Raw genomic sequence first — 26,878 nt, 5'->3', positions numbered from 1 at the left:
TATACGCATACTGCAGGGCGTCTCCTGCTTTTGGATAGAATCTGTCAAAGGGGCTCTATTTATCTGAAAAAAAGATACATATATTCGATAAAATGCATGTAATAAAACCTTACATTAATATTGTGTTTTTCATCCTTTTAATGTATTTTAAAAACAGTTATAAAAGAATTGTGTTAATTAAAATTACATTGGAGTGGTGAAGAATGAAACGTTATACAAAAGAAGATATTAAATGCCGCGTCAAGGAAGAAAATGTGAAATTTATTCGCCTACAATTTACTGATATTTTGGGAACAATAAAAAACGTTGAAGTACCAGTTAGCCAATTAGAAAAAGCATTAGATAATAAAATTATGTTCGATGGTTCATCAATTGAAGGCTTTGTACGCATTGAGGAATCAGATATGTACTTGAGCCCTGACCGTGATACTTTTGTAGTTTTTCCTTGGACGGCTGAAAAAGGTAAGGTGGCTCGTTTTATTTGTGATATTGTTAGACCAGATGGTACACCATTTGAAGGTGATCCACGCTCCAATTTGAAGAGAGTTTTAAAGGAGATGGAGGAATTAGGTTTTAGCTCATTTAATTTAGGGCCAGAGCCAGAATTTTTCTTATTTAAGGTAGATGAAAAGGGGCATCCAACACTTGAGTTAAATGATAGTGGCGGGTACTTCGACTTAGCCCCGACTGACTTAGGGGAGAACTGTCGGCGTGATATCGTATTAGAGTTAGAAGAAATGGGCTTTGAAATTGAAGCATCGCACCATGAGGTTGCACCTGGTCAACATGAAATTGACTTTAAATATGCAAGTGCAATCGAAGCATGTGACAATATTCAAACGTTTAAACTTGTTGTAAAAACGATAGCTGCACAGCATGGACTGCATGCAACCTTTATGCCAAAGCCACTATTCGGTGTTAACGGTTCTGGCATGCATTTCAACTTATCATTATTTGAAGGGGATAAAAATGCGTTTTATGATGAACGTGCACAATTGCAATTAAGCCAAACTGCGCGTAGCTTTATGGCAGGGATACTAAAACATGTACACGGCTTTACAGCTATAACAAACCCACTTGTAAATTCCTATAAACGATTAGTGCCGGGCTATGAGGCTCCTTGCTATGTAGCATGGTCTGCACAAAACCGATCACCACTTATACGAATTCCGGCTTCACGAGGGCTATCAACACGTATCGAGCTGCGTTCTGTCGATCCAGCAGCGAATCCTTATTTAGCAATGGCTGTTATTTTAGCATCTGGGCTCGATGGTATTCGCAAAGATCTTACACCACCAGATGCTGTAGATCGCAATATTTATAAAATGTCACGAGCAGAACGTGAATTGAATAATATCGACAGCCTCCCATCGTCATTGGAATATGCACTCCTTGAACTAGAAATGGATCATACCGTACGTAAAGCACTCGGAGATCATATCTTTGAAAAATTCACGGCTGCTAAAGAAATAGAATGGAATAAATACCGTACGCGTGTTCATAATTGGGAGCGGGAAGAATATTTGAAAATGTATTAAAGGGAAGTGTTGGGGCTTTGGGGCTCCGACACTTTTTTGGAAAATACGAAGACTTGTGTATCAAAGAAGAAGGCTATCCCAATTTTTCATTGATTGGGATAGCCATTTTTAGTTATGGAGTTCACTTTGGATTATTAATTTGTATTTTTCATTTGGGAGTTCTTGGTCGTAGATATAAATACCATTTTCAGCTGAAAATCTTAAAAAATAATGTGTTTTTAACAAACCATCCTCAACTAACTGATGATCCTTTATCTTAAATTTTTTATAGAATCCATTATTATTGAAATATAAAAATACATTATTATTAAAATCAGTGTTAAGTTCACTTACCGAATCAATATCCGACACAACTTCTTGCGAATGATTGGTCTCAGCATCATAAAAAATTAGCTTACCATCACCAGTTGAAGGTTCAGATGGGTCGCTAAATGTTAGATAAACCCATTGTTGATCATTCAGAAGTCTTGCCCAACCAATAAATTCGTATGAACTCTTAAATTCTTTTATTTCTTTACTTTTCAGATCATACAAATAGATATATCCAAAATGATCTTTTTTATCAGTAAATAATAATTTTCCATCCTTTGCAGATAAAGATGTAAAGCTATTTAAATGAAATATACTTGTTGTTTCGTCTGTTTTGAGATTTTTAAGCATAACTTCCGCTTTTTCATTTTTTCTGTCCATTTTCATCCAAGCCGCATAGTCCCCAATTAGGACAGGGAAATCATTAAAAACATTTTCTTCATTTTCTTTCGTCAATGGGTGAATTTCTTGCGTGTTTAAATTCATAAAATATGGATTTAGCTGCCACCCGCTTTCATCGGCATCTACCCACAATAACCAATTATCATTTAATTCAACCCCTTGAACTGATGGCATTTTGAATTTAGTGTTGAATATAGTTTTGTATTTTTGAGTCTTGCGATTATATTGAACAATTTTATTATCAAGTGAAGGACTCTCTTGATCTACACTCATATAAATATAGTTATCATTCCCCCTATATGAGGTGATATCAGTAAAAGGTACGTCTACTGTTTTATTAAAATCTTTATCGATTATTTGATAATAATTTGAACTTTGAGGTTTCAATAAAGATCTATTTGACAGTACACCATTATATACGGCTTTAAAAACAATGAATAGGAATATTGCTGCACATGATAGTATTATTGTTCTCTCTATTATTTTCAAAGTTGAATCCCTCCATTTGAACTACGAAAGGGTTTCCCAATCATATTTCAACTTAATGGTTCATAAATTCCGCTATATGGATAAATATTTTACATAATCTCCGAATTGAGATAAATAATTTTTAAATTGGTACTCACTTCATTCAAATCACCATATATTTTTTGGTCTGCTAAATAAAAAGCATCCGATAAGTACTTCATTTTAACCTCTATTCACTCATTACTGTCTTCTAACTGTAAATGGTCACTAATCGAAATAACATCTGATAATTTGTTGGTTGAAATAAATAGCAGTCCGAGTAATATCTTAGAAGCAAGGTCGTCATTAGTTAAGCCTCCATTGAATAATTTTAATTTCGAACAGACATCAATGGGCTTTTCCTGTGAAGAACATGATCAGCCCATTTAATTACATCCGGAACAGTATAAAAACCTATCATAATCCCTAACCTATATACTTCCGCAGTTACTTTTATATTCATACTAAAACGCCTTCTTTAGAGAACCAGCTAAACATTAAATTTAGACAGACGAAAAATTTCAAAAATCTGTCATTTAAAACACAAAAGTTGTAAGCAAGAACTAATATTTTGTTTTGTACTGTCGTTACTACAATATCGACAAATAATAACCAAGTAAGATAAATGGTTATAACACCTCTAAAACGAAATCTAGGGATTCATCTTAATGCTCTAATCATCTCATGGTTATAATGGAATTTAAAGTATGTATTACCGAATATTCCATATATTAATCTACCTACTCCTTTTACGTTCCCGACTACTACCGAAAATAGTTTGTGACAAATACTTCCTTTTAATCTATGATTAGAAGAAAAGGGTGAAACTGTATGACGCAAGCAACTCAAGTAGTGACGATCCAAAATAATGATATTGTACAATTTGAACATGATATTAATAATGCTCTATTTGATTTAAGCGAGTATTTAATAGTTGATATTAAATACAATACGTTATATATAGGGGAACATACAGTTATACATTCAGCTTTAATTATTTATAAATGAGATCCAGAGGGGGGAAATAACTTGTCAAAAATATATTGGGTATCAATTGCTACAAGAACAGGTGATGAATCTGGAATGGGGAAGAATGTTATTGAAAAAATATTTGCGAAGAAATCTAAACTCAAGCATTTTTTAGAACAAGAAGGCTATTGTAAGGCAGCGAAAAATCAATATATTAAAATTGATGATGAATTGATATATGAAGCGGCCGTTGAAAAAGTAAAAATGAAATAATCATAATATAAGAGTTATCCGCAGGTGAAAGGGAAATACCCGCGGTTGTAGATATGCGAGAGGGAATGCCAAGTAATAAGATTCCGATAGGGTCTTCCTACCACCATCTATCCTCAGTCATGATAATTCTATTATTGAAACAAAGATAATAGAAATTGTCTATCTTCAGGGAAGGTTAATGTTAAATCTAGTAATTCATCTTTTGATTTCCATGCTATTTCATAAATCAATTCGTCGGGATCATGTAGCATCATTTGTCCACCCTTAACGATTGTTTCGAAATAGCGAACTTCTACTACATCATTATTTTTATGTAACACTTCTCTAACGATGTCTACTATAAATCCGGTTTCTTCATACACTTCGCGGATACAACATGTCTCAAAATTTTCAGTAACTTCTTTGCCGCCTGATGGTACTGCCCATGTTTTTTCTTCTTCTTTAGTTCCTTGCAAAACCATTAATAATTCATTGTCTTTATTTAAGCAAATTCCTGCAGCCCCTTGCCATTTAACCAATAGTAATACCTCCAATCTAACTTTTTATTAATATCTTAACCTATAATATCTAAAAATGGGTATTGTATTTGTTAATTATTTACATATAGGTCGATTTCCGTCGTTTCGATGATTCCATCCATCGCTCTGACGATTTTTAGCGGCGGAATAACAGGATTTAGCGGCGTTCTTCCCTTGGTTAGCGGCGCAACTGACACATTTAGCAGCGAAATCAAACACATAAGCTGGACAATTTGACAAAACTAAAGTTAGGATCGCAAAACTCTTTATAGAATTTTACACAATATTAAGGACTTTCTTTGCGTCACTTCGACGAGTTCTTCCTTCGGCTTGGAGTTTCTTACTGAGTGGAGATTGGGCGACTCCTTGGGCTCAGATTTCAGCGGCACAATGGACGCCCCCCAGAAAGCTTTGCTCTGTGCGAAAGCGCAGTGTAACGAAGCGACAGCAACAAATGTTTTAATCTGTGCGAAAGCGCAGTGTAACGAAGCGGCAGCATCAACGAAGCGCCCAGTGGAAACAGAAATCAACCACACGTTATGGTGATAAGAAAATATTAAAGCTTTCATTTTTACCTGTCCAAAGTTAGCATAAAAAGACAGGAATAACTAATTTTGATGTTTTAAGCTATAACCAAGGAGTGAGAGCAATTGAGTTGGATTGAGTCGATTCAAAAAGCAATAAATTATATCGAAGAGCATTTATTAGATGACATTACAATAGAGCAAATTGCACGAGAGGTAAATTCTTCGGTCTTTCATTTTCAACGGACTTTCTCAATTTTAACCGATATGTCTATTGCAGATTATATAAGACGTAGAAGGCTAACATTAGCTGCACAGGAGTTAATAAATACAGAGCAAAAAGTAATCGATCTCGCCTACAAATATGGCTACGACTCTCCTGAAGCTTTCACAAAGGCATTTCGGAAGCAGCATAACCTAACGCCTAGTGAAGCAAGAAAGAAGCAAGGACAGCTACAATCATACAATCGCCTGGTCATCCAGGTAAGCCTGAAGGGAGTAGAACCAATGAAGTATAAAATCGTAGAAAAAGAAAAGTTTCAAGTGGTCGGAGTAAAAAGAACGTATAATTGTCAAAATGGTGAGAACTTGCAAGGCATTCCTCACTTTTGGAATGAGATGAATTCAAAAAACTTCGATCATCAACTTATCCAATTAAATAACGGAAGCATCAAAGGGACGCTAGGTGTTTGTGTACCAAATACAGAACAAGGACAAAAGGGTTTCATTGATTACTGGATTGCTACGGATCATGTAGGGGAAGTGGGAGAAAATCTGTTAGCGTTGGAGATACCTGCATCGAAGTGGGTTGTCTTTGAGGTGCATGGTCCTATGCCAGATGCGATGCAAAATACTTGGAAACAAATTTATTCAGAGTGGTTCCCATCCAATCCATATAAACCAGCAGGTACGGCTGAACTTGAAGTTTACCCTGATGAAGATGCATATAGCCCTGATGCATACTCTGAAATTTGGATTCCGATTCAATAATGATAAAATGGATTTGGTAAACAAGTAGTTGCCAAATCCTTTTTTGTTGTGAGGATGTTCACTTTAATCACCTTAAGAGAAACTTTCGCTTTTTAAACAACTATATTTTGATGAAGGAGGATGGATATGGACATAGATAGCATTATTTTCGATTTAGACGGGACACTGTGGGATTCAAGCAAAACAGTAGCGCAATCGTGGACGCAAGTAGTTCAGGAGTCTCCTTACGGTAAAGGAAAGATAACCGAAGAAGATTTATCTAAAATGATGGGGTTACAAATTAAAGAAATAGCCGCTGTATTATTTGATTATCTTGATGAAGAAAAGCAGATGGAGCTTATATTAGCATGCTGCCAGCGAGAGCAAGATGATTTACTACGCAAAGGTGGTATTTTATATCCGCAGTTAGAAGAAACTTTACTAGCTCTTTCAAAAAAATTTCGCTTATTCATTGTAAGCAATTGTCAAGAAGGCTACATAGAAACATTTTATGCCTTTCATAAGCTAGAGAAATATTTTCTTGACTTTGAAAATCCGGGACGTACAGGCTTGTCAAAAGGAGAAAATATTCAATTAGTTATGGAAAGAAACCACATAAAAAAAGCTGTATATGTGGGAGATACACAGGGAGATATGCTTTCGGCAAAGCTTGCAGGGATTCCTTTTGTTTTTGCTTCATATGGTTTTGGTAAGCCAGAGGTGTATGATTATATTATCGAAAAGCCAATAGATTTATTAAATATATTTTAAATAGAGTATAGAGTCTGTCTTTTCTGACGGTCTCTATACTCTGTTTTGGCTAAGAAGTACAAATAATAGAAATTTATTTTAATAAAGAATAAACATTAATGTCATAAAAAGATTCATTTGAATCTTCTTTTTCCTGAAATGTTCCTTCAAAAGTAAAATTCAATTTCTCTACTACCTTTATAGAATTTATATTACCAGGCTCAATTTTTGCTTCAATTCTATTTATGTTTAGAGTGGTGAAAGCATAATCAATTAAAGCCGAAATGCTTTCTGGCGCATAGCCTTTACCCCAATAAGCTTTAGCAAGATCATAGCCGATTTCTGCTGAGGCGTTAGCTTCGTCAAATGCATTGAAACCACAAGAGCCGATTATCTCATTTGATTCCTTCTCGATAATGGTAAAGCGAATAGCTTTGCGCTCTTCAGCTAATTTATCAAAAAGCTTAATCATGTCATTCGCTTGTTCTTCATGCGTAAAATTAGTGATATTCATAAATTTTGTAACTTCCGGGTCTGACCAAATTTTAAATAAACGATGAGCATCAGCCATTTTCATTTTTCTTAAATATAATCTTTTTGTGAAAATTTGTTCTATCAATACTTTTACCTCCAAGTTATTAATGAAGTCTGGATGAAAAATATTGCTATCTGCGCATAATTCAGTCCCTTCAAATTTTATGTACCCATTATACAATAACAATAATATTTACCCCAATAATTTCCTTAAACGATATAATGTATGTAGATCTATCAAAAGAATAGGGGAAATGATAATGATCAAGGTTACAGCCGAGAATTATTCGATTATTAAAGAAACAATAAAAAATGCACCAACGTTTGTCTATAGCATACTAGATCAGGTAATAGAAGGCTCTGTCTATACCGACAATGATAGCTTCCGTTCACTACTATTTCAAACCAAATCAGGAATATGCTGTGTTTATGGCGATTCGTCCAGCGAGCAAATCGTCAATAAACTTGAATGTTTACTAGAAAAATCTATTGAACAAAGTAAACGTTTCACATTATTTTCTTACGCAGACGATTGGAACACGAAAATTGAACAACGTTTAAATGGTCATGTGAAAAAGCTAGAAAGATACACGTTTACCTTTGCTAGAAATGCTTATAATGATAGAGAAAAACGAGAGCTGCCTGACTACGAATTTATGAAAATCAAGCAACCTCAAATTGAGTATTGTTTAGAATTCGACAATCAATATTATGAGGAATACTGGGATTCTACTAATAATTTTCTTGAAAACGGCTTTGGTTTTTGTCTGCAGCATGGGGATAAGATTATTAGTGAAGCGGTCTCTATTTTTAAATCCCAGCAATTTGCAGAGATTGATATAGTTACTGATTCGAATTATAGAGGTAATGGATTAGCAAGCGTCATTGCAGAGAAATTTATTGATTATTGTATTTTCAATGATATACAGCCTTGTTGGGATTGCGATAGTCATAACCAAGCTTCTTATCATTTAGGAACTAAGCTTGGCTTTAGTAATCCGCAAAAATATGTAATTTATATAAAGTCTTAATACATAAAAAATGCTTACAGTGAAAAAATATTTTATAAAAGCCAAGGCTAAAGCTATTTTAAATAGTGAATTCATTATATGTATTGATTGTTACTTCTAGTATGGTTATCTTCCTCAACTAAAGCAGTTTGTTTAAGTGTGAAAATGAAAAAGCTTCTTAACATATTTTCAAACTAAAATAAATCAACTATAATGATATACAAATGGTAGAAATTCTAAATTAAACCCATTTATCTTTTTTTATACAAATCTACTCTAGAGGAGCACGAAGATGAAAAAGAAGGCTTTATCCTTACTCATGGCCATAATAATGGTCCTATCTGTTAGCGTATCGGCGTTTGCCGATGAAACGTCGCCACCAGCGACAAGAGGAGAAATCGTTAAAACCTTGTTGATGGCAGCAGACGCTTATCAACCAGGAATTAATAAAGCAGACATTATGCAAGGCTCTAAAAACGAAGATTTAAAATCGAATGAGCCTGTTAAGAAGGTTGAAGCTTTAGTCATGTTGAGTAAGGCATTCGGCGAATTGCCAGAACCTGTCGGCAATGATCTGCGCAGCGGAACATTTGGTGTCGAGTTCACCGATGTACCCGCTTGGGCTAAGAAAGATATCGATAAACTGGCAAAAGCAGGCGTACTGACGGGCAAACCTGACGGCACATTAGGTGCAAATGACAATATTACGATCAATGAGTTCAAAAAAATTATTGCCAGAGTGTGGACGCTTAAAGGCTCCCATTTAAATGACGATTTTTATGAAGTAATCAATAAGGAATGGTTAAATAAATCGACAATTCCGACAGGCGAAATCATGGGTGGTGGATTTCCTGAGCTACAAAAGCAAAATACCGATAAAATAGAAAAAATAATAAATGGGCTCGTTGGCAATCAATTCGAAGAAGGTACAAAAGAACAGAAAATTGCCGACTTTTATTCGACGGCGTTGGATACAAAAAATAGAAACAAACAAGGGATTGAGCCCATTCAAAAATATGTAAAGGCAATTGACGGGGCTAACACGCTTGATGAACTCATTCAAGTAGATCTTACCCTGGAAAAAGAATTAGGTCTAGGCTCATTATTCAGCTTTGCAATCATGAACGATGCAAAGAACAGCAGTGAAAATGCTTTATATTATACCGGATTAGCTACTGGTCTGGATAAGAGCAACTTTGAAACGGAAGACGAGAAAGTGAAAAAAGCCTATCTTCAATATATGACCAAGCTTCTCGTGTCATCTGGTGAGGAAGAGTCTGCAGCCAAAGACCACGCCGAGAAAATTTACGAAATGGAGAAAAGCTTAGCTTCCGTATCACTTGAACCCTATGAACAAGGCGACGTCAATAAATACTATAATCCGTATACAATCGAACAATTCGATGACATGTTCAAAACAGTAGATATGAAACTAGTCATGAAATCGATGAAGGTCGACCGTGCTGATAAAGTGATCGTATTCGATGTGAAGCTGGCGCAAAAAGGCGCAGAACTCTTGACTGAAACTAATCTTAACGTGCTTAAAGCTTACTCCAAATTGCAACTGCTTAAGGAAACGGGCAATTTGTTGTCAACTGAATTCAGAGATGCTGCTATTGAGTTTTCCGCAACGTTATACGGCGTTACAGGAGAAAAAACAGATCAGGAAATCGCAGTAGCTATGACAACTGACACAATGGGTGGATATTTGGAGCAAATGTTTACCGAGAAACATTTTTCACCAGAAGCTAAAAAAGATGTTGAGCAAATGGTAGAGAAGTTAATTACTACGTATGAGGAAAGAATCAAATCTCTTGATTGGATGTCAGAAACAACTAAAGATAAAGCCATTAAAAAGCTGCATACGATGATTGTTAAAATCGGGTACCCAGATAAGTGGGATACGACATTAGATAAAGTAGCTATCAAGACATATGACGAAGGCGGTTCGCTGTTCTCTAATACCATCACAGTAAATAAAGCATACAGTGATAACACGAAAGCCAAGCTAGGAAAACCGGTGGATAGAACGGAATGGTTAACAAGCGTATATACCGTAAATGCTTTCTACAATACTTTTAATAACGAAATTACGTTCCCAGCCGGTATTCTCCAAGCGCCTTTCTATGATATTAACGCTAAACCTGAAGCAAACTATGGTGCCATTGGCATGGTCATTGGCCATGAAATCAGCCATGCATTTGATAACAACGGATCTGCATATGACGAAAATGGCAATGCAAATAACTGGTGGACAGAAGAGGACTTTAAGAAATTCGAAGAGAAAAACCAGGAACTGATTAAGTTCTATAATGACATTGAGATTATTCCGGGTGTGTTAAATGATGGTCAGCTTACACTAAGTGAGAATGTCGCTGATTTAGGTGGAATGGCGGCTTCACTGCAAGCTGTATCCAAAATGAGTAATCCGGATTATAAAGCATATTTCGAAAGCAATGCAGAAATATGGAGATCCACAACCACAAAAGAATTTGCAGCATATCTGAGCAAAAACGATGTACATTCAGCCGCTAAAGTTCGGGTAAACCGCACGATTGTGAACTTCCAGCAATTCTATGATACCTATGGAATTAAGCCTGGAGATGGCATGTATGTAGCTCCAGAGGAACGAGTTTCTATCTGGTAAAAATTAGAGTAGATAGAACTAATTCCAATAGTTTTTACATCCCTGTATAACCTGGTGAGTTGAATTAACGTACAAATTAGTTGTTGTAGTCAATATGTTTATAAAAATGAGGATAGAAAGAGCGATTTTATTTAGCTCTTCTATCCTCCTTTTTATTTCAATCCATATAATGTGTGAAAATAGTTTCAGCTATGAGCATTCTATATTGTTTAAAAGAACCGATTACGCGCTTCGAAGATATTGTAAAATAATTTAGCATCTCTAGCCATTTTAGTATTGGCGTTCATTTGTGGTCGTAAGCAATTTTGGAACATTTCATCGCAATATCTTGATCTACCATAACGAGCATAACATTCGTCATGTAATTTGCAGCATGAATCTACGGCATTGATAGGTCTACCTGGTCCTGAACACCCTGGTCCACAGTATTTATAACCCGGGTAGCAAAAACCAAATGTGCGGTGTCTGTACATCATCTATTCTCCTTTATAAAAAAAATAATGATTACTATAAAATATGAAATTTTTGCTTGTAGGAGGGGATTAAAAACTAATGTAAGTGAAAAAAGCATTAACTGATGAGATAAATCTATAAATGTAAGGTTCCTGTAAGCTTTTCAAAAAACTACTGTAAGGATGAGAGGTTATGATAGTCATAGTTCGTAAAGTATGAAAGATAAGGAGTTTTAAGCATGAATTCATCCATTACTCAAAAAGAAAGAATCGTTTCCTTAGATATTATTCGAGGGCTAGCGTTATTTGGCATTCTGTTTATAAATGTAGCGGCCTACCAGATGCTAGTAGAGGGAGGACCGATGCCTGACTATAGTGGAATTAACGGCATTATTGATACGCTCATTGATATTTTTATTGAAAAGAAATTCTTTTCCATTTTTTCATTCCTCTTTGGTGTAGGTTTTTACATTTTCACTTCACGTGCAGAAGCGCGTGGCGATAAGCCAAGATGGCGTTTTGCCAGACGTTTACTAGCTTTATTATTAATTGGTATTGTCCATATGTTTATTTTTTGGGGTTCAATCCTCGCTATCTATGCAGTAATAGGTTTTTTACTCATTCCTTTCTATAATGCAAAGGTTTCAACAATTAGTAAATGGCTATTTGCTATCGTTACCGTTCATGTCCTTAGCATTCTTGGACAACTATTTATGCCAAATCAAGGAGCCTTATCAACTGTTTTTGGGATATTAGGAAATGATGCCGTTACTATTTTTATTATGTTTTTAACTGGTTTTTTAGCAGCGAAAGCTGATTGGATTAGTCATATTAGTGAATACTCAAAACAAATAAAGTGGCTACAATTTGTGACATTCCCACTCTTTGTTGGCATCTCTCTTTGGATTTGGTTTGCTGCTCAAGGGGAAGATCCAAATCTACAATTGATTATTGGTTTAGGGGTAATTCCGACAACGTATTTTTATTTAACTTGCCTATTTATTATGTTGGAGAATAAAAGCATCGCGAAGTTTCTTAAGCCAATTGGGCGAGTAGGTCAGATGGCATTTACAAACTATTTAGCTCAAAGCTTTATTGGTTTAGCTATTATGTCATTAATGGGGCTTGAAGTTGTTTCACCTTCTGATGTAGTAATCATTGCAATCTTAATTTTTGTCATTCAAATTATCTTCAGTGTCATCTGGTTCAAATTCTTTAAAATGGGGCCATTTGAGAAGGTATGGCGCTTTATGACATATGGTAGGAAAAAAGTGGCGAAAAAGTAAACGATTTATGCGAAACTCCCTTGCGGTAAATGATTCTAATCCGCCAGGGAGTTTTTAGTGCTATGATAATGTATGAATTTGTAAAAATGAAACCTAAAGCAGTAGCCATCCGTAAAATAGGTATCGACATAAAGGAGAAATAGGATATGGCAAAACAAATGAAAAAATACATAACAGTCACAACAGCGTCATTTATGGCTATGCAATTAGCCGCGTGCGGGAATACAGAAACTCAGACCGTCAAAGAGTCTACTGCCACTACAGATAATACAACGGAAGAAACTAATCCTTCAACAGCAGGGAATGGTTTACAAAGTGTTTATGACAGTGACATGGCAAATTCATGTAAGAAATGGAAAGAAAGTGATGATGGTTCGTTCGAATGTTTAGATGAAAATTCGCCGCATTATGCACATCATTTCTTCAATGGACTTATGTATGCAACTGCCGGAGCTATGATAGGAAGTGCTATTTATAAAAGTCGCAATTTAAGAAATGGGACAGACAGAGAGGATAAAGGTGGTGGTTCAGCAGTACCACGAACGAATTATAGCAATACGAGCGAAAGTAAAAATGCGAATTCTAATGGAATTACGACGAATGGCTCTCAAAATCCGTCTGGTACAACATCTAGTAGCTCAAATAACTCAACAACAAATAGCTCAACAACAAATAGCTCAAATTCAAATACAAGCGGTTCCAAGTCTTATTCGAGTGGCAAGCGTTCATACTCAAATAGTTCAAGTTCATCGACGAATAGTTCTAATTCTTATTCAAATCACTCATCATCTAGCACAGGGAAATCAGGCTTTGGCTCAGGTGGTACCTCTCGAGGCGGCTCTTCATCTTCTTAAAAGGAGCAATCAATATGGACAAATATTTTCAACAACGCCAAGCATTTTATTCTCAATTTCCTAATTTCTTTCCTGACTTTGAGGATCTTGAGTATGCCTTGTACGATGTACTAGATTTACCCAAAGAGAAAATCGATGAAATTAACTATGCATCTACCATACTTTGGAAAATATTTTTAAAGGTTGGGAAACAATTTAAGCATTTATCGGATGAACAACTTTTAGCACTAGGCATTCGTTCTGAAATGCTACCATATATTCAATTAGATTATTTACAGCAACAATCGATACTGGCTCGCTTCGATTTTATTTGTACAGAGGACGGACAAATAAAATGTCTTGAATTAAATGGTGAAACGCCATTTCTTGTCCAAGAAACCTTTGAGATCAATGAAGCGCTTTGTCAGCATTTAGGAGTTGATAGTCCGAATGATGTTTCAGCATTACATAAAACCTTGTCTGGTGCACTCTTTGCGGCTATGCATTATTTAAATGATGTGAAAAAACCTAAAATCGTCATTACAGGGAAAACGGCCGCGGAAGATTATGAGGAATATTGTCAGGTACAGTTTTTAAAGAAATGTATACCTTTTGATGTGGAGTATGTTCCTATTCAAGAGCTAATCATTTTTTCTAGTAACACTGCTAATATAGCTCGAGGCCTTTATACACCTGCCATGGAGAAAATTGATATTTTATATCGTCCTGCACACCCAGTAGAGTTTTTAATAGATGATATGTCTTGCGATGGTGATCGTATTGGTCTACATTTACTGGAACTCGTAAAAGATGGACAGCTTGCTATTATCAATGCACCCGCTGCATATGTACTACAATCGAAAATTTTATTATGGTTAATTTGGGAACGCAAAAATGATCCGCTTCTTTTTAATGCAGAAGAACGAGCTGCTATTCAGAAATATATGTTGCCAACGTACCTTTCGGCAGAACTATTTGTACAGGAGAACTTACCGTTTGTAAAGAAACCTGTCTATTCTCGGGAAGGGAATACTGTAGAAATCTATGCAGGGGATGGTACGAAAACAAATGCTTCTGCGTATACCCATTATGATGATAATTTGTTTATTTATCAGCAGTATGTGGAAATGCCCTCTATAACGATAAACCTAAAGGATGGATTACAAACAAAGAAATGGTTAATCGGCTCATTTATCGCTGATAATCGTGCATGTGGCTTATCTTGTAGAGTAGGTAATCAAATTACAGAATGGGATTCTCACTGGTTAGCTGTTGGGTATAAGAAAGAAATTTAACTAAAAAGCGGCGAGACTTTTAATAAAGTTTCGCCGTTTTTTCTGCCCTGTTACTCATTCCAGCCTTTGCAGACGTTAATCCATTCTTGATATGGTGTATAGGTTTCTAATTCAGAAATTGTAAGCTCAATGGCGGAGTTGCTACTACCACATGCAGGGAATACCGTTGTGAAGCGTTTGAGTGATTCATCTAAATAAATAGCAACGCCCTCATTCACACCGAAAGGACAAACACCACCTACATCGTGCCCGATCTTTTCAAGAACTTCATCTTTCCCAAGCATCTTTGCTTTTGTACCAAAGGCAGCTTTAAATTTTGCATTATCGACTTTGGCATCGCCTGCTGCAACAATTAGTATTGCGCCATCGTTCACGAGAAACGATAAGGATTTCGCAATGCGTTCAGGCTCGCAGCCGAGTGCCTGTGCTGCTAGTTCAACGGTCGCCGAGCTTTCGTTTAGCTCCTGTATTTTGTGCTGCACATTCCATTGTGCTAAATGTTCACGTACTTTTTCAATTGCCATATGTAATACCTCCTTACAATACTTCAATTTATTTTAACATAATTTTCAGAATATATAGTTGTGTTATTTTTCAGAAATAACCTATTATATAAATATGGTTTAAAATTACTCTTTGGGAGGTGGAGCCGTTGATTATGAAAGTGCTACAGTCTCTTTTTGTCCTAATAGGGTTATTATTTTTCACAGGAGTAGTTGCGCTGTATTTAATTATTAGTGGTGGGCTACATTTTAGTGGACTACTCTTAACCGTTCCGATATGTTTATTTGTCCTATTTATTTGTTTAATTTTTGATTGGTTGACAACGACAAAACGGAAAATATGGTTAGCGGGGCTAATGGGCATTTCGTTGTTAATTGCCTCGATTAAGCCCATTCAACATTACTACAAAATGAGTATTCCAACCGTTGATGCAGAAATTGATGTGTCTGTCTATCAACCATTTATAGAACAAAATAAAGTAGTAAAGTCAGATACAAAGGCTTCATTGCAATTAGTTGACGCACTACCTCGCTTAGATGGGGCGACGGCGATGTATCCACTGTATGCTGCCTTTGTAGAAGCGACCTATCCAAAGGGTTATTATGCATATGATAATAGTAGAGTAATGGTGAGTCGTACACCTGAAGCTTATGAAAATTTGATTTCAGGAGATGTTGATCTGATTTTTGTAGCGGCGCCATCTGAATCACAAAAGAGGCAAGCTGAGATGGAAGGTCTTAAATTTGACATGACCCCCATTGGACGAGAGGCATTTGTCTTTTTCGTCAATCATAAGAACAGCGTAGAAAATTTATCATTGGAGCAGTTAAAACAAATTTACGCTGGGGAAATTATGAATTGGCATGAAGTCGGTGGTGAAAATGCTGCGATTCGTGCTTTTCAGCGCCCAGCAGATAGCGGAAGCCAAACAGCACTTGAAAGAATGATGGGAGATACACCAATCATGGAAGCACCTGCTGAAAATGTTGCAACAGGTATGGGTGGTATTATTCATGAGGTATCACAATATCGTAATTATAAAAATGCCATTGGCTACACGTTTAGATTTTACTCAACAGAAATGGTAAATAACCACGAAATTAAATTATTGTCCATTGATGGGATTGCGCCCACAAAGGAAAATATTCGTAAAGGCACATACCCACTCGTATCTGAATTTTATGCTGTAACAGCAGGAACAGCTAATCCTAATGTAAAGAAGTTTATCGACTGGATTGTATCAGATGAGGGGCAAGCACTAGTTGAAAAAGTCGGTTATGTACGAGTAGAAAATGATTGAATAGTTTGCTATACTAGTAGCACAATCAAATATGTTAGTTTTCTAGGGTTCCGTAGCAAAGCTAGTCTGGTCCGAGAGAAAACCACAAATTGATTTTGTGACACGGAAGGATAAAAGCCTGGGAGATACTGTTTACAGCAGTGTTCCTTAGGCTTTTTTTATTTGGCTACTGTGAAGGGACGTTGTAATTTGATCGCCGAATTGCTCGGGTAGGTCAGAATACCGTTTTTAAAGAACTGCCCAATAATAGTATCCATTTGTGTTTAACAATAAAATGGAGGAATTTACAATGAACAAACAATGGTTTAGTGTCGTAATTGCTGCTTTTTTTGAAGTCGGCTGGGTTATTGGCTTAAAGCATGCAGAGAATGCACTCGAATGGATTGGTACCACGATTGCAATTTTTATTAGCTTTTATTTACTAATTAAGGCTGGGGAAAGCTTACCAGTTGGCACTGTTTATGCAGTATTCGTAGGCTTGGGGACAGCGGGTACTGTGTGTGCTGATAGCTTACTGTTCGGAGAGCCATGGAAATTAGCCAAAATTTTATGTATTGTCGTTTTACTTGCAGGGGTCGTTGGTTTAAAGCTAGTGACCGGGGAGCCTAAAGAGAAAGTGGTGAATGAATAATGGCATGGGTTGCATTAGTAGTAGCGGGGCTATGTGAGATGATGGGTGTTTATATGATTAGTAAATATAATGATACAAAAAGTATAAAAAACTTAGTGTTATTGATTTTTGTATTTACCTTGAGCTTTGCTGGCCTTGCATATGCCATGGAAACATTGCCGATGGGTACAGCATATGCCATTTGGACTGGCATTGGAGCGGCGGGTGGTGCATTACTCGGTATGGTGTTTTTCAATGAATCTAAGGATTGGAGACGTATTGTTTGCATTACTCTTGTTTTAGGAGCTGCGATATTTTTGAAGTTATTATCCTAACTAATAACATAAATAGTCATCTTACACAGTTTAATCGTTGCGGGGTGACTTTTTGTTTATGATCGCAAAAGAACGTTAATTATTTCTTATAAAAAACCATTGCGGCAATGTTAGCAAGATAGAACTGAATTTCAAATAAGACGGGAAGAGCCTAGAAAAAAGACAGACAACCACGCCGGTTGTCCGTCACTTTTTGAAAATTATTTTTTTACATCCTTCGTCCATTCAGCAACTTTGTCTGCATTTGCTTTCACCCAATCTTTAGCAGCTTGTTTTGGGTCTTTGCCATCCATAATTTCTAGCATAACGCTCTCTAAGTCTTCTGATGTCCAGTGGAAGTTATCTAGTACAGAATAGACATCTGGTTGATCTTCTTTTAAACCTTTACGAGCGAATGTGTTAATCGTTTCTTCGCCACCATAAACGCCTTTTGGATCATCTAAATATTTCAGATCATATTTAGCGAATTTCCAGTGAGGAGACCAGCCTGTCACGATAATGTCTTCTTTATTTTTAATTGCTTTAGCAAGAGAAGTGGTCATAGCTCCAGATGAAGAAGTTAATAGCTGCCAACCTGCTAGGTTATCATATTCATCTAAGGCCTTTTCAGTAGCAGCTGTAATCCCAGCACCAGGTTCAATACCCGTAATTGTTTGATCTGCTTGATTTTTTAAATCTTCAATCGAGTTAACATCCATATAGCTTGGTACTACTAGACCTATTTTGGCACCAGTAAGGTTTTCACCTAGCTCATCAAGGTCATTCTTATATTTTTCGTACTGTGGGGCATGAGTATTTGGTAACCATGCAGCGACCATCCCATCTGCTTCACCTTTTGAAACAGCCTCCCACATAATTGCATTATCAAGTGGTGTTAATGTTACATTGTAGCCTAAATCCTCTAGTACCTGACCAACTACATTCGTTGAAGCAATTTCAGTATCCCATTCAACGTAGGCTAGATTGACGTCCTTTGCGTTACCACTACTCTTACTTGAATCATCAGCATTACATGCGGCTAGCAAAAAGCCAAGCCCTAAAGCCATTCCTAATTTAGTTAATGTTTTTAGTTTCATCAAATCTTCCTTTCCTATATTAATAGTTTTGTAGCAAACTACTACAAATCGTAAATCTCAGAGGTGAAAATGAAGAACTAAGATTTTCGTCAATAAATTGCCTCTTTTGCTATACGGCTTTCTTCTTATTAAAACTTTGCGTTAGGCGGTCTATAACAATGGCGAAAATGACAAGACCTAAACCTGCAACAAAGCCATTACCAACCTGTGTACGTTGTAGCGCAGTTAATACTTCACGTCCTAGACCAGGTGCGCCAATCATTGAGGCAGTTACAACCATTGACAGTGATAGCATAACTGTTTGGTTAATCCCTGCCATTATCGTTGATTTGGCAAGAGGAATTTCTACTTTAAATAGTTTTTGCTTTGAGGTACTTCCATATGAATCAGCAGCTTCTACTAATTCTTTTGGTACTTGGCGAATTCCTAGGTTCGTCATACGTACAGTTGGTGGTAAGGCAAAAATAACGGATGCAAACACACCAGGGACTATCCCGATACCAAAGAAGGCAACGGCAGGAATCAAGTATACGAAGCCAGGCATTGTTTGCATGAAATCGAGTATCGGCTTAATCACATTTTCTGCTACAGTTGACTTAGACATAAGAATGCCAAGAGGTATACCTAATATGATTGAGATAATACTTGAAAAGAGCACGAGCGTGGTTGTTTCCATAAGATGCGTCCATAAGCCTTGATTGTAAATAAATAACAAACCAATTAATGAAAACGTTGCGAGCCCAAATTTTTTACCGGTAACGAAAAAGGCAAAAATGACAATAAGTAAAATAAGAATAATCGGGGGAATGCTCACTAATAAATCAGTGACCTGATTCATGAGTAGTTTTCCATTTTTTTGAATCAAGTTAAAAAACATTGAAAAATTACTCGTCAACCAGTCCATAACTGATTCTACCCATGGTCCCACTGGTATTGCTGGAATATTGTCTAATAAATTATTCATTTGCAATTGCCTCCTCATCGCTAGTTGAAAGTGCTTCGATGACAACGCCCCGGATAAGAACACCAAGCAAGCGCTCATCTTTTACAACCGCAATAGGAGTAGGACTATTATGAATCAAACCTAATATATCTTGTAAAAGCATATCTGGTGGAACGGTTAACATATCTGATTGAACAATCGAATGTACCGTTTGTTCTTGTCTTTTAGCTGCAGCCCGTGCGTCGTCAGCAGTAATATAGCCTTTTAAATGTCGATTTTTGTCAACGGCCATTAATAAACTAACCGTTTCTTCACGCATTCTTTTAAGTGCTACGGTCGGTCCATCTACATCTACATTGACAGATACAGGTCGAACCATGGCATTTTCGGCAGTTAATACTTTAGAACGATCGACGTCTTCTACGAATGTTTTAACATAATCATTTGCAGGATTTGTTAAAATTTCTTCCCCAGTACCAATTTGGATGATTGAGCCATCTTTCATAATGGCGATACGATCACCAATACGTAATGCTTCATTCAAATCGTGGGTGATAAATAAAATAGTTTTTTTCAATGTGCTTTGTAAATCGAGTAGCTCATCTTGCATTTCTTTTCGAATTAATGGATCGAGTGCAGAAAAAGCCTCATCCATTAGTAATATTTCAGGGTCATTTGCAAGTGCCCGTGCTAATCCAACACGCTGCTGCATACCGCCTGATAATTGACTAGGATATTGGTCCTTATAAGCAAGTAAGCCTGCATTGTCGAGAGCTTGCTCTGCCTTTGCTTGCCGTTCTTCCTTTGAGATGCCTCTGATTTCAAGGCCGTATTCTGTGTTTTGAAGAAGTGTACGATGGGGGAATAAACCGAAGTTTTGAAAGACCATACTCATTTTGTTTCTTCTTACTTTACGTAAACTCTCTTTGCCCATTTTAGAAATATTTTCTCCATCGATGTAAATATTTCCACTTGTAGGTTCTATGAGACGGTTTAAAAGTCGAATCAGTGTCGACTTTCCACTCCCTGATAATCCCATGATAACGAAGATTTCACCTTCATTTACGGTAAAACTTGCATCGTATACACCGACTGTTGCACCTGTTTCTTTTAAGATATCAGTCTTGCTTTTTTGTTGCTTGACGAGTTCTAAGGCTTGGGGAATATGTTTCCCGAAAACTTTAGAAACATGTTCCACTTTTATTTTTTCCACTAGAACCACTCCTTTCGTAGATCAATTTCGCCTTGGCGTAATAGTTGTTACTTCATTACGCACATATGAATTGCCACTAGATGAGGCATTTTAGGCTGAGTCCCTCTATTTTAGTAGGCGTTTAGACACTCACTAAATAAAGATAAATACTATTTGAGGATAATGATACCCAAATATAAACAAGTAACAACTTAACCCTAACAAAAAGTTGTTACTTCTGTCAAATCGACAAAATAGAAAAAATCCGCTTAAACGCTGCTATATCAGCGTTTAAGCGGATTTTAATTTGGGTATAAAAAGCTCTGAACTCGAGCGAAACTTTCATCATTCCCGATAAAGTAAATAATATCTTCTTCTTCTAAGGATACATATGGGCCAGGTGATAATAATAATTCATTTTTACGACGAATTCCGACAATTGTGCTAGATGTATTTTGCCAAAAATTTAATTCCTGTACTGTTTGGTGGATACAAGGGCTTTCAGCTGTCATCTCTAATTGGTAAGGAATAAACGGATTGACGGAACGGAAATGTTCAGTTCGACTAATCAGTTGTTTGGTCTTTTCCTGTAGATTTATTAATTCTTGGTGCTGCTTCTGAATGCTAGACATAAGCTCATGTTGTAGCTCATGGACTGATTGAACATCATGGAATTGGCGAACAAACTGTGCAGCCTTTTCATATGAGATGATGATAACTCCACTACCTTTGGTGGCCTCCACAATTTCCAAGTCTTGCAAAACAGCAATTGCTCTTCTAGCAGTTTCCGCAGAGACATTGTATTGACTAGCTAGGGATGATCTTGCGTAAATTTTATCGCCAATTCGATACTTTCTTTCCACGATTTTTGAGGCTAGGTCGACAGCTATTTGTTGATATTTTGGCTGCTTCACTTGCACATTTTTTTCTAATTGCATTCTTAACTTCCTTTCGTCATTACAGTTCCCTCAGCTTATTATAGACTAGCCTGCACAGAAAAAATAGCATCTCCATAAGCTAGTAGTATATGATAAAAACGTAATATAGCAGTTTTTTGTTTTTAATAGAGTAAGAGCTGGAGTTTGACAGCTATTAGTTATTATTATAAACTAAGTTACGTTATGTAAGCTATATAAAAATACAAGTGCTCAGTTAGTTTGTTTTGCTAGCTGTTAACATTAGAAGGTTGGAGAAAATATGACAATTACTACTAGAGTTTTAGATATAGTGAAAGACAAAATGACGATCGTAAAGCAATCAGAAACTGAAAGTATTTGCCTAGTTGGTCCAGTAAAATTACCGGTAAAACAGGGTGAATTTTCAGCGACATTTCAATGGTATAACTGGTTAAAAGTGGGAGCTAATCAGTCGAAAGAGGAAATTATTGATGGGTTAGCATCTGCAAATTTAGCTTTTTTACAACAGTCATCAGTGCTTGTTTATGGAGATTTTACACATGCTGAAGATGCTTTAATTCGCATGCATAGCATTTGTCATACAGGTGATATTTTTGGAAGCCAACGCTGTGACTGTGGTTATCAATTACATGAATCGATGAAAATGATTGTGGAGCATGGTTGTGGGGCTATTTTCTACTTAGCTGATCATGAAGGTCGTGGCATCGGATTGTTCTCGAAATCGCTTGCTTATTTATTACAAGAAGAGGGGTTAGATACGGTTGAAGCAAACCATGCTCTTGGCTTCCCAGATGATACTCGTTCTTACGAAGATGCCATTACTGTGTTAGCTGCACTTCGTTCGAAACCAGTTACACTCATTACCAATAATCCGAAGAAGCTTGCCGCATTACAGGCACATGGTTTAGCAGCAGAAGGACATGTCCCATTATGGGGAGGATTAACGGAGACAAATCGTTTTTATTTAGACACGAAAGTAGAGAAATCTGGACATTTGCGCGAAGAGAAGTGAGTGGAGGAACGAAGATGACAATAGATGAAAAATATATGCAGTTAGCACTTGATTTAGCCGCTAGTGCAAAAGGAAATACAAACCCTAATCCACTAGTAGGAGCTGTAATCGTCAAAGACGGTGTAATTGTTGGAACAGGTTTACACAGAAAAGCAGGGGAACCACATGCAGAGGTGCATGCATTCCGTATGGCTGGAGAACATGCTAAAGGTGCGACACTTTATGTAACACTTGAGCCATGCTCGCATTACGGAAAAACACCTCCTTGTGCAAATTTAGTGAAGGAATCCGCAGTTAGTCGAGTGGTTGTAGCTATGCAAGATCCAAATCCTGCTGTTGCTGGACGTGGTATTCAGCTGTTACGAGATGCGGGTATTGAGGTAGAGGTGGGGGTTTTAGAAGATCAAGCTCGCCGTTTAAATGAACGTTTTATTCACAATATGCTAACAAAACGACCATTTATTATTTCAAAATATGCGATGACTTTAGATGGAAAAATAGCTGCTCATACAGGACATTCCAAGTGGGTAACTGGTGAGGCAGCGCGTGAGGATGTTCACCGTATTCGACATGAGGTGGATGGTATTTTAGTTGGTGTTGGGACTGTTTTAGCTGACAATCCATCCTTAACAACAAGATTAAAAGAAGCTTACGGAAAAAATCCAGTACGCATTATTATGGATAGCTCCCTTCGTACACCAGCTCATGCCAATGTTTTGAATGTAGAAGAAGCGAAAACAATTATTGTATGTAGTGAGAATGTCGACCAAGAAAAAATAACAGTATTTGAGGACAAAGGCGTAACTGTATTGCCAGTTCGACATGACTCTGAGGGACTTGTTGTTGACGATATGCTTGAAAAACTATATCAATATGGCATTACGGATATTTTAGTAGAGGGTGGAAGTACGATCAACTCTTCCTTTTTACAGCAAGGTGCTATTAATAAATATGTGATTTATATAGCGCCAAAAATTCTCGGTGGTCGCTTATCATTAACACCGATTGCCGGTTCAAATCCATCTACTATGGATGAAGCATGGGATGTAGAATTTGCTTCGTTTGAGCAGGTCGGGCAAGATCTACGTATTATTGCTTATCCAAAGATAGGTGAAGGAAAGTGAATTATCAAGCAGATGTTTGTATCGTAGGGGCTGGGCCAGGTGGAGCACTTCTTTCGCACTTACTAGCGAAAAAAGGTCTTTCCGTAATTCTACTGGAACAAAACGCAGCACTTGGGCAGGCATTTCGCGGCGAGCATTTAAATGAGGAGGGTGAGGCTGTTTTAAAAAGTCATCAGCTTTTTGAAGCAGTCGAAGCGCTCGGTTTATTACGTATGGAAAAACTTGAATATTACGCAGACGGTAGAGCAATCAAAACTATTTTCCCTGTTGAAGCTGTTGGACATTTAGGAATTCATGTACCGCAAGCAAATCTATTAAAGGGAATTTTACAAGAAACACAGCATTTTCCTCATTTTTCTTGTTTCTTGAATACGAAGGTAATGAAGCTCTTAGTTGATTCTTTGGGCAGATATACGGGTGTCGTTGCATCAAGAAATGGGGAAAAGATTGAAATTAGTAGTCAGTTAATTATCGGTGCTGACGGCCGTTACTCTACTATTCGCAAGCAAGCGCACATTGAGATTCAAAAGCATAAGCATGGCTTTGATTTATTGTGGGCGAAAATTCCTGCCCCTCATGGATGGGAACCATCGATTAAAATGGCATTAATAGGTGGGAAACAGCTATCCTTATTTACGCAGGTAGGTGGGTTCATTCAAATTGGCTGGAATATTGAACAAGGGAGTTTTCCTCAGCTCAGAAAAAAAGCATTTACTCCATTTATCCAACAGCTTTTAGAACAATTCCCAGAACTATCTGATACTGTAAACGAACATATTAGATCTTGGCAAGATTTTGTCTTGCTTGATGTATTCAGTAGTCATTGTGACTGCTGGGGGACAGAGGGGCTTGCACTATTAGGCGATGCTGTTCACACGATGACACCAACTGGAGCATTCGGGCTCAATAGTGCACTCAAGGATGCAGATTGTCTTGCGTCATTATTAAATAAAAATACGCTTGTTCATTTTAACGTACACGATTTTCAACAAATGCGCGAGCGAGCCATTGAAGAAGTATTAGCGATGCAAATTGAAAAAGAGCAAACATTCGCAACTAACTTCATCAATAAGGCTTCTTGAAGGGAAGAAAAACAACATGAAATTTGGCTTTGATATAGATGACACACTCATAGATTTACGAGCACATGCCTTTAAGCTCTATAATAAAAAACTTGATAAAAATGTTGCGCTAGAAGTATTTCAAGCTTTGCAAAGAGTTGAAATTCACGAACCTTTTGGATTAACAGATGCTGAAGGAGCGGCGATGTGGAATAGCTCATTAGAGGAAATTTATTTTACGGATTGTCCTTCTTTTGAGGGGGCACTAGAAACGCTTCAAGCTTTGGCACAGCAGGGGCATGACATTTATTATATTACTTCCCGTCCTAAGCAATATTGTGAGCAAACACAAGCATGGATGGAAGCACAAGGATTTCCAATGACAGAAGGTCATTTTTTCTGCGGAATGCAAGATACTGAGAAAGTGGCGATCATCAAAGAGCTAGCTTTAGATGTTTATGTAGATGATAAACCAGCTGTATTAGAAACACTGCAAGATGTGAAGACAAAAGTAATTTTAAAAAATCAATCCTATAACAAGCATGTTGAACTACCACGCTTAAATTATTGGGATGATTTCTTAAGATTAGTAAATAATTAGTTCTTCACCATAATGTAGGGATGACTTCCGTTCTGACTGGGCGCTTAGATGTTGATGCCGCTACGTTACACTGCGCTTTCGCACAGAAAACACTTGTTGCTGTCGCTACGCTTTCGCACAGAAAACACTTGCTCCGCTGCAAGGTCTCGGGCCGATGTTGGTCGAAGGCGTTATCACAGATGTGATGTTTTTAGCCTGCGTTCCTCTATGGCTATTCACCGGGGGTCGCCCAGTCTCCACTACTTATATTTAAGGCATATTTTTACAAATGTCGTCCGCGATTTTTGTGAAAAGTCAAATAAAGCACTAAACCCGAATAGAGGACACTTAAAAAGTGAACCTATTCGGGTTTATTCTTTGTTTCGATCAATACAATTGTTTTTCGATTTCTAATGCAATGCTTTGAATAGTGTCAATTAATAAATTTTCATCATAGTCACTATAGCGTACTTCTGGTATAACAAGTGACACGGATGCAATGATTTGGTTGGAAGCATTTAAAATCGGTGCAGATACAGAGCATGCCCCGCGCACACGTTCGCTATTACTTTTCGCAAACCGTTGTAAACGGATCTGCTTTAATTCCGTGAACAGCTGCTCTTTTGAAAGTATAGTATTATCAGTGATACATTCAAGACTTATATTCTCTATATATTCTTCAACATTCGGCATAAATGCGAGCAATATTTTAGATGATGCACCTGCATAAAGGGGAGAGGTGTCACCTACAAACATTTTCGTTGAAAGCGGATATGTTGAATCAAAGTTTAAAATACATCGTCTTTCCAATCCATCAATAATATTCATGGAAACACTTTCGCCGATTTCTTCGTTTAGCTTTTTTAAAATGGGTTCTGCGACAATAATAAGACTTGATTCTTCTTTTACTAAATTGCCTAAATACAGAAGTGAATGACCTAATTGATAGCGCTTTGTACGTTCATCTTTGTGAAGAAAGCCTTCGTACACAAAGGTAGAAACGAAGCGCTGTAAACTCGAAATGCTGATCCCTGTTTTTTTACTTAGCTCAGTTAGGGAAAGGCTTGGTTCATCTTTTGAGAAAGCTTTTAACACTTTAATAGCTTTGTGCAGTGATGACATTGTATAGTTTTTTTCGAAAATCTCCTGATTCATCCCGTCACCTACGTAATAAAATTTTCTTCGACATCCGCCGGAGGATTTATCTTCAGATATACATGCAGCTATGCTTTTGCCCATAAAAACATTTATTAATGAAGATAAAACTGGCCCATCACCATAACGTGGGGTTGATTTCCGTTTCGACTGGGCGCTTTCCTGGGGGCGTCCGATGAGCCGCTTCGCTTCGCTGCAGGGTCTCGGGCCAACAGATGTTTTTTGCGCGAAAGCGTGAGTGCAACGTAGCGAC

At 37.1% G+C, this 26,878-nt stretch carries 27 protein-coding genes and 1 riboswitch; of the genes, 17 read left to right on the top strand and 10 right to left on the bottom strand.

Annotated elements, in window-relative coordinates; all coding sequences use genetic code 11:
- Positions 1–203: 203 nt before the first annotated feature.
- A complete protein-coding gene (gene glnA, locus PVA17_RS04200; protein ID WP_274066985.1) occupies positions 204–1,538 on the top strand; it encodes a type I glutamate--ammonia ligase in 1,335 nt (444 codons plus the stop codon).
- Between the two features lie 108 nt (positions 1,539–1,646).
- Here the strand turns inward: glnA and PVA17_RS04195 are convergent, their stop codons facing one another.
- Entirely contained in the window at positions 1,647–2,738 is a 1,092-nt protein-coding gene (locus PVA17_RS04195) for a TolB-like translocation protein (RefSeq protein ID WP_132363115.1), read from the bottom strand.
- An 849-nt stretch (positions 2,739–3,587) separates the two neighbouring features.
- On the opposite strand from PVA17_RS04195, the gene PVA17_RS04190 reads away from it, so the two are divergent.
- Together PVA17_RS04190 and PVA17_RS04185 are read left to right on the top strand one after the other, a co-directional pair.
- A complete protein-coding gene (locus PVA17_RS04190) occupies positions 3,588–3,764 on the top strand; it encodes a sporulation protein Cse60 (protein ID WP_132363113.1) in 177 nt (58 codons plus the stop codon).
- Positions 3,765–3,785: 21 nt separating this feature from the next.
- Positions 3,786–3,998, top strand: coding sequence for a hypothetical protein (locus tag PVA17_RS04185; protein ID WP_132363111.1), 213 nt, complete (start codon positions 3,786–3,788; stop codon positions 3,996–3,998).
- A gap of 131 nt (positions 3,999–4,129) precedes the next feature.
- Here the strand turns inward: PVA17_RS04185 and PVA17_RS04180 are convergent, their stop codons facing one another.
- Positions 4,130–4,459 carry an NUDIX hydrolase gene (locus PVA17_RS04180; protein ID WP_483308002.1) on the bottom strand — a complete coding sequence of 110 codons (330 nt, stop codon included), beginning with the start codon at positions 4,457–4,459 and terminating at the stop codon, positions 4,130–4,132.
- 707 nt (positions 4,460–5,166) lie between these two features.
- Between PVA17_RS04180 and PVA17_RS04175 the strand changes: the two genes are divergently transcribed.
- Positions 5,167–6,030 (top strand): AraC family transcriptional regulator, encoded by an 864-nt coding sequence (locus PVA17_RS04175; RefSeq protein WP_274066983.1) that lies wholly within the window; start codon positions 5,167–5,169, stop codon positions 6,028–6,030.
- 126 nt (positions 6,031–6,156) lie between these two features.
- The gene (locus PVA17_RS04170; RefSeq protein WP_337993593.1) at positions 6,157–6,780 is read left to right on the top strand and encodes an HAD family hydrolase; all 624 of its coding nucleotides are present in this window, start codon (positions 6,157–6,159) and stop codon (positions 6,778–6,780) included.
- 73 nt (positions 6,781–6,853) lie between these two features.
- Here PVA17_RS04170 and PVA17_RS04165 read toward each other — a convergent pair whose 3' ends face one another.
- Positions 6,854–7,378 (bottom strand): GNAT family N-acetyltransferase, encoded by a 525-nt coding sequence (locus tag PVA17_RS04165; RefSeq protein WP_274066982.1) that lies wholly within the window; start codon positions 7,376–7,378, stop codon positions 6,854–6,856.
- Positions 7,379–7,553: 175 nt separating this feature from the next.
- On the opposite strand from PVA17_RS04165, the gene PVA17_RS04160 reads away from it, so the two are divergent.
- Positions 7,554–8,324 (top strand): GNAT family N-acetyltransferase, encoded by a 771-nt coding sequence (locus PVA17_RS04160; protein ID WP_274066981.1) that lies wholly within the window; start codon positions 7,554–7,556, stop codon positions 8,322–8,324.
- A gap of 271 nt (positions 8,325–8,595) precedes the next feature.
- Positions 8,596–10,950 (top strand): M13-type metalloendopeptidase, encoded by a 2,355-nt coding sequence (locus PVA17_RS04155; protein WP_274066980.1) that lies wholly within the window; start codon positions 8,596–8,598, stop codon positions 10,948–10,950.
- A gap of 209 nt (positions 10,951–11,159) precedes the next feature.
- Here the strand turns inward: PVA17_RS04155 and PVA17_RS04150 are convergent, their stop codons facing one another.
- Positions 11,160–11,423, bottom strand: coding sequence for a Parvovirus coat protein VP1-like protein (locus PVA17_RS04150; RefSeq protein WP_132363267.1), 264 nt, complete (start codon positions 11,421–11,423; stop codon positions 11,160–11,162).
- 218 nt (positions 11,424–11,641) lie between these two features.
- Between PVA17_RS04150 and PVA17_RS04145 the strand changes: the two genes are divergently transcribed.
- From PVA17_RS04145 to PVA17_RS04135, 3 genes are all read left to right on the top strand, one after another.
- On the top strand, positions 11,642–12,688 hold the full coding sequence (locus tag PVA17_RS04145) for a DUF418 domain-containing protein (protein ID WP_274066979.1): 1,047 nt from the start codon (positions 11,642–11,644) through the stop codon (positions 12,686–12,688).
- A 146-nt stretch (positions 12,689–12,834) separates the two neighbouring features.
- Entirely contained in the window at positions 12,835–13,542 is a 708-nt protein-coding gene (locus PVA17_RS04140; protein ID WP_274066978.1) for a hypothetical protein, read from the top strand.
- A 14-nt stretch (positions 13,543–13,556) separates the two neighbouring features.
- On the top strand, positions 13,557–14,816 hold the full coding sequence (locus PVA17_RS04135; RefSeq protein ID WP_274066977.1) for a glutathionylspermidine synthase family protein: 1,260 nt from the start codon (positions 13,557–13,559) through the stop codon (positions 14,814–14,816).
- Between the two features lie 50 nt (positions 14,817–14,866).
- Here the strand turns inward: PVA17_RS04135 and PVA17_RS04130 are convergent, their stop codons facing one another.
- Positions 14,867–15,340 (bottom strand): YbaK/EbsC family protein, encoded by a 474-nt coding sequence (locus PVA17_RS04130; protein ID WP_132363093.1) that lies wholly within the window; start codon positions 15,338–15,340, stop codon positions 14,867–14,869.
- A gap of 134 nt (positions 15,341–15,474) precedes the next feature.
- On the opposite strand from PVA17_RS04130, the gene PVA17_RS04125 reads away from it, so the two are divergent.
- The 3 genes from PVA17_RS04125 to PVA17_RS04115 all read left to right on the top strand — a co-directional run bounded on the left by PVA17_RS04125 (position 15,475) and on the right by PVA17_RS04115 (position 17,565).
- Positions 15,475–16,620: a PstS family phosphate ABC transporter substrate-binding protein gene (locus tag PVA17_RS04125; RefSeq protein ID WP_274067026.1), complete on the top strand. Its 1,146-nt coding sequence runs from the start codon at positions 15,475–15,477 to the stop codon at positions 16,618–16,620.
- A 31-nt stretch (positions 16,621–16,651) separates the two neighbouring features.
- Positions 16,652–16,747: riboswitch (guanidine-I (ykkC/yxkD leader) on the top strand.
- Between the two features lie 162 nt (positions 16,748–16,909).
- Entirely contained in the window at positions 16,910–17,251 is a 342-nt protein-coding gene (locus tag PVA17_RS04120) for a DMT family transporter (RefSeq protein WP_132363091.1), read from the top strand.
- Positions 17,251–17,565 (top strand): DMT family transporter, encoded by a 315-nt coding sequence (locus PVA17_RS04115; protein ID WP_132363089.1) that lies wholly within the window; start codon positions 17,251–17,253, stop codon positions 17,563–17,565. The genes PVA17_RS04120 and PVA17_RS04115 overlap by 1 nt, the downstream gene beginning before the upstream one ends.
- Before the next feature lie 200 nt (positions 17,566–17,765).
- Here the strand turns inward: PVA17_RS04115 and PVA17_RS04110 are convergent, their stop codons facing one another.
- From PVA17_RS04110 to PVA17_RS04095, 4 genes are all read right to left on the bottom strand, one after another.
- Complete coding sequence (locus tag PVA17_RS04110; protein WP_132363087.1) at positions 17,766–18,641, bottom strand: glycine betaine ABC transporter substrate-binding protein; 876 nt, start codon at positions 18,639–18,641, stop codon at positions 17,766–17,768.
- Positions 18,642–18,750: 109 nt separating this feature from the next.
- On the bottom strand, positions 18,751–19,605 hold the full coding sequence (locus PVA17_RS04105; protein WP_132363085.1) for an ABC transporter permease: 855 nt from the start codon (positions 19,603–19,605) through the stop codon (positions 18,751–18,753).
- Positions 19,598–20,797 carry a quaternary amine ABC transporter ATP-binding protein gene (locus PVA17_RS04100; RefSeq protein ID WP_132363083.1) on the bottom strand — a complete coding sequence of 400 codons (1,200 nt, stop codon included), beginning with the start codon at positions 20,795–20,797 and terminating at the stop codon, positions 19,598–19,600. Before PVA17_RS04100 ends, PVA17_RS04105 begins: the two co-directional genes overlap by 8 nt.
- A gap of 281 nt (positions 20,798–21,078) precedes the next feature.
- Entirely contained in the window at positions 21,079–21,714 is a 636-nt protein-coding gene (locus PVA17_RS04095) for a GntR family transcriptional regulator (RefSeq protein WP_132363081.1), read from the bottom strand.
- A 259-nt stretch (positions 21,715–21,973) separates the two neighbouring features.
- Between PVA17_RS04095 and PVA17_RS04090 the strand changes: the two genes are divergently transcribed.
- Genes PVA17_RS04090 through PVA17_RS04075 form a run of 4 tightly spaced genes read left to right on the top strand, consistent with a single transcriptional unit; the run spans position 21,974 to position 25,491 of the window.
- On the top strand, positions 21,974–22,705 hold the full coding sequence (locus tag PVA17_RS04090; RefSeq protein ID WP_132363079.1) for a GTP cyclohydrolase II: 732 nt from the start codon (positions 21,974–21,976) through the stop codon (positions 22,703–22,705).
- Between the two features lie 14 nt (positions 22,706–22,719).
- Positions 22,720–23,829, top strand: coding sequence for a bifunctional diaminohydroxyphosphoribosylaminopyrimidine deaminase/5-amino-6-(5-phosphoribosylamino)uracil reductase RibD (gene ribD, locus PVA17_RS04085; RefSeq protein ID WP_274066976.1), 1,110 nt, complete (start codon positions 22,720–22,722; stop codon positions 23,827–23,829).
- A complete protein-coding gene (locus PVA17_RS04080; RefSeq protein ID WP_274066975.1) occupies positions 23,826–24,911 on the top strand; it encodes an FAD-dependent monooxygenase in 1,086 nt (361 codons plus the stop codon). The genes ribD and PVA17_RS04080 overlap by 4 nt, the downstream gene beginning before the upstream one ends.
- 16 nt (positions 24,912–24,927) lie before the next feature.
- Entirely contained in the window at positions 24,928–25,491 is a 564-nt protein-coding gene (locus PVA17_RS04075; protein WP_248718348.1) for a 5' nucleotidase, NT5C type, read from the top strand.
- A 366-nt stretch (positions 25,492–25,857) separates the two neighbouring features.
- Here the strand turns inward: PVA17_RS04075 and PVA17_RS04070 are convergent.
- Positions 25,858–26,878 (bottom strand): IclR family transcriptional regulator (locus PVA17_RS04070; protein ID WP_274066974.1); only part of this gene is annotated, 1,021 nt, incomplete at its 5' end.

The sequence above is a fragment of the Lysinibacillus sp. CNPSo 3705 genome (assembly GCF_028674935.1).
Lineage (GTDB): Bacteria > Bacillota > Bacilli > Bacillales_A > Planococcaceae > Lysinibacillus.
Note: the sequence above shows the minus strand (reverse complement) of the source record. Positions and strands in the feature narration are given on the sequence as shown.

Coding starts and splice junctions, on each gene's coding strand:
- PVA17_RS04150 (WP_132363267.1), bottom strand. CDS start 11,423: ATGTACAGACACCGCACATTTGGTTTTTGCTACCCGGGTTATAAATAC.
- PVA17_RS04160 (WP_274066981.1), top strand. CDS start 7,554: ATGATCAAGGTTACAGCCGAGAATTATTCGATTATTAAAGAAACAATA.
- PVA17_RS04130 (WP_132363093.1), bottom strand. CDS start 15,340: ATGGCAATTGAAAAAGTACGTGAACATTTAGCACAATGGAATGTGCAG.
- PVA17_RS04155 (WP_274066980.1), top strand. CDS start 8,596: ATGAAAAAGAAGGCTTTATCCTTACTCATGGCCATAATAATGGTCCTA.
- PVA17_RS04140 (WP_274066978.1), top strand. CDS start 12,835: ATGGCAAAACAAATGAAAAAATACATAACAGTCACAACAGCGTCATTT.
- PVA17_RS04135 (WP_274066977.1), top strand. CDS start 13,557: ATGGACAAATATTTTCAACAACGCCAAGCATTTTATTCTCAATTTCCT.
- glnA (WP_274066985.1), top strand. CDS start 204: ATGAAACGTTATACAAAAGAAGATATTAAATGCCGCGTCAAGGAAGAA.
- PVA17_RS04145 (WP_274066979.1), top strand. CDS start 11,642: ATGAATTCATCCATTACTCAAAAAGAAAGAATCGTTTCCTTAGATATT.
- PVA17_RS04120 (WP_132363091.1), top strand. CDS start 16,910: ATGAACAAACAATGGTTTAGTGTCGTAATTGCTGCTTTTTTTGAAGTC.
- PVA17_RS04090 (WP_132363079.1), top strand. CDS start 21,974: ATGACAATTACTACTAGAGTTTTAGATATAGTGAAAGACAAAATGACG.
- PVA17_RS04190 (WP_132363113.1), top strand. CDS start 3,588: ATGACGCAAGCAACTCAAGTAGTGACGATCCAAAATAATGATATTGTA.
- PVA17_RS04110 (WP_132363087.1), bottom strand. CDS start 18,641: ATGAAACTAAAAACATTAACTAAATTAGGAATGGCTTTAGGGCTTGGC.
- PVA17_RS04095 (WP_132363081.1), bottom strand. CDS start 21,714: ATGCAATTAGAAAAAAATGTGCAAGTGAAGCAGCCAAAATATCAACAA.
- PVA17_RS04170 (WP_337993593.1), top strand. CDS start 6,157: ATGGACATAGATAGCATTATTTTCGATTTAGACGGGACACTGTGGGAT.
- PVA17_RS04115 (WP_132363089.1), top strand. CDS start 17,251: ATGGCATGGGTTGCATTAGTAGTAGCGGGGCTATGTGAGATGATGGGT.
- PVA17_RS04075 (WP_248718348.1), top strand. CDS start 24,928: ATGAAATTTGGCTTTGATATAGATGACACACTCATAGATTTACGAGCA.
- PVA17_RS04180 (WP_483308002.1), bottom strand. CDS start 4,459: ATGGTTTTGCAAGGAACTAAAGAAGAAGAAAAAACATGGGCAGTACCA.
- ribD (WP_274066976.1), top strand. CDS start 22,720: ATGACAATAGATGAAAAATATATGCAGTTAGCACTTGATTTAGCCGCT.
- PVA17_RS04125 (WP_274067026.1), top strand. CDS start 15,475: ATGAAAGTGCTACAGTCTCTTTTTGTCCTAATAGGGTTATTATTTTTC.
- PVA17_RS04105 (WP_132363085.1), bottom strand. CDS start 19,605: ATGAATAATTTATTAGACAATATTCCAGCAATACCAGTGGGACCATGG.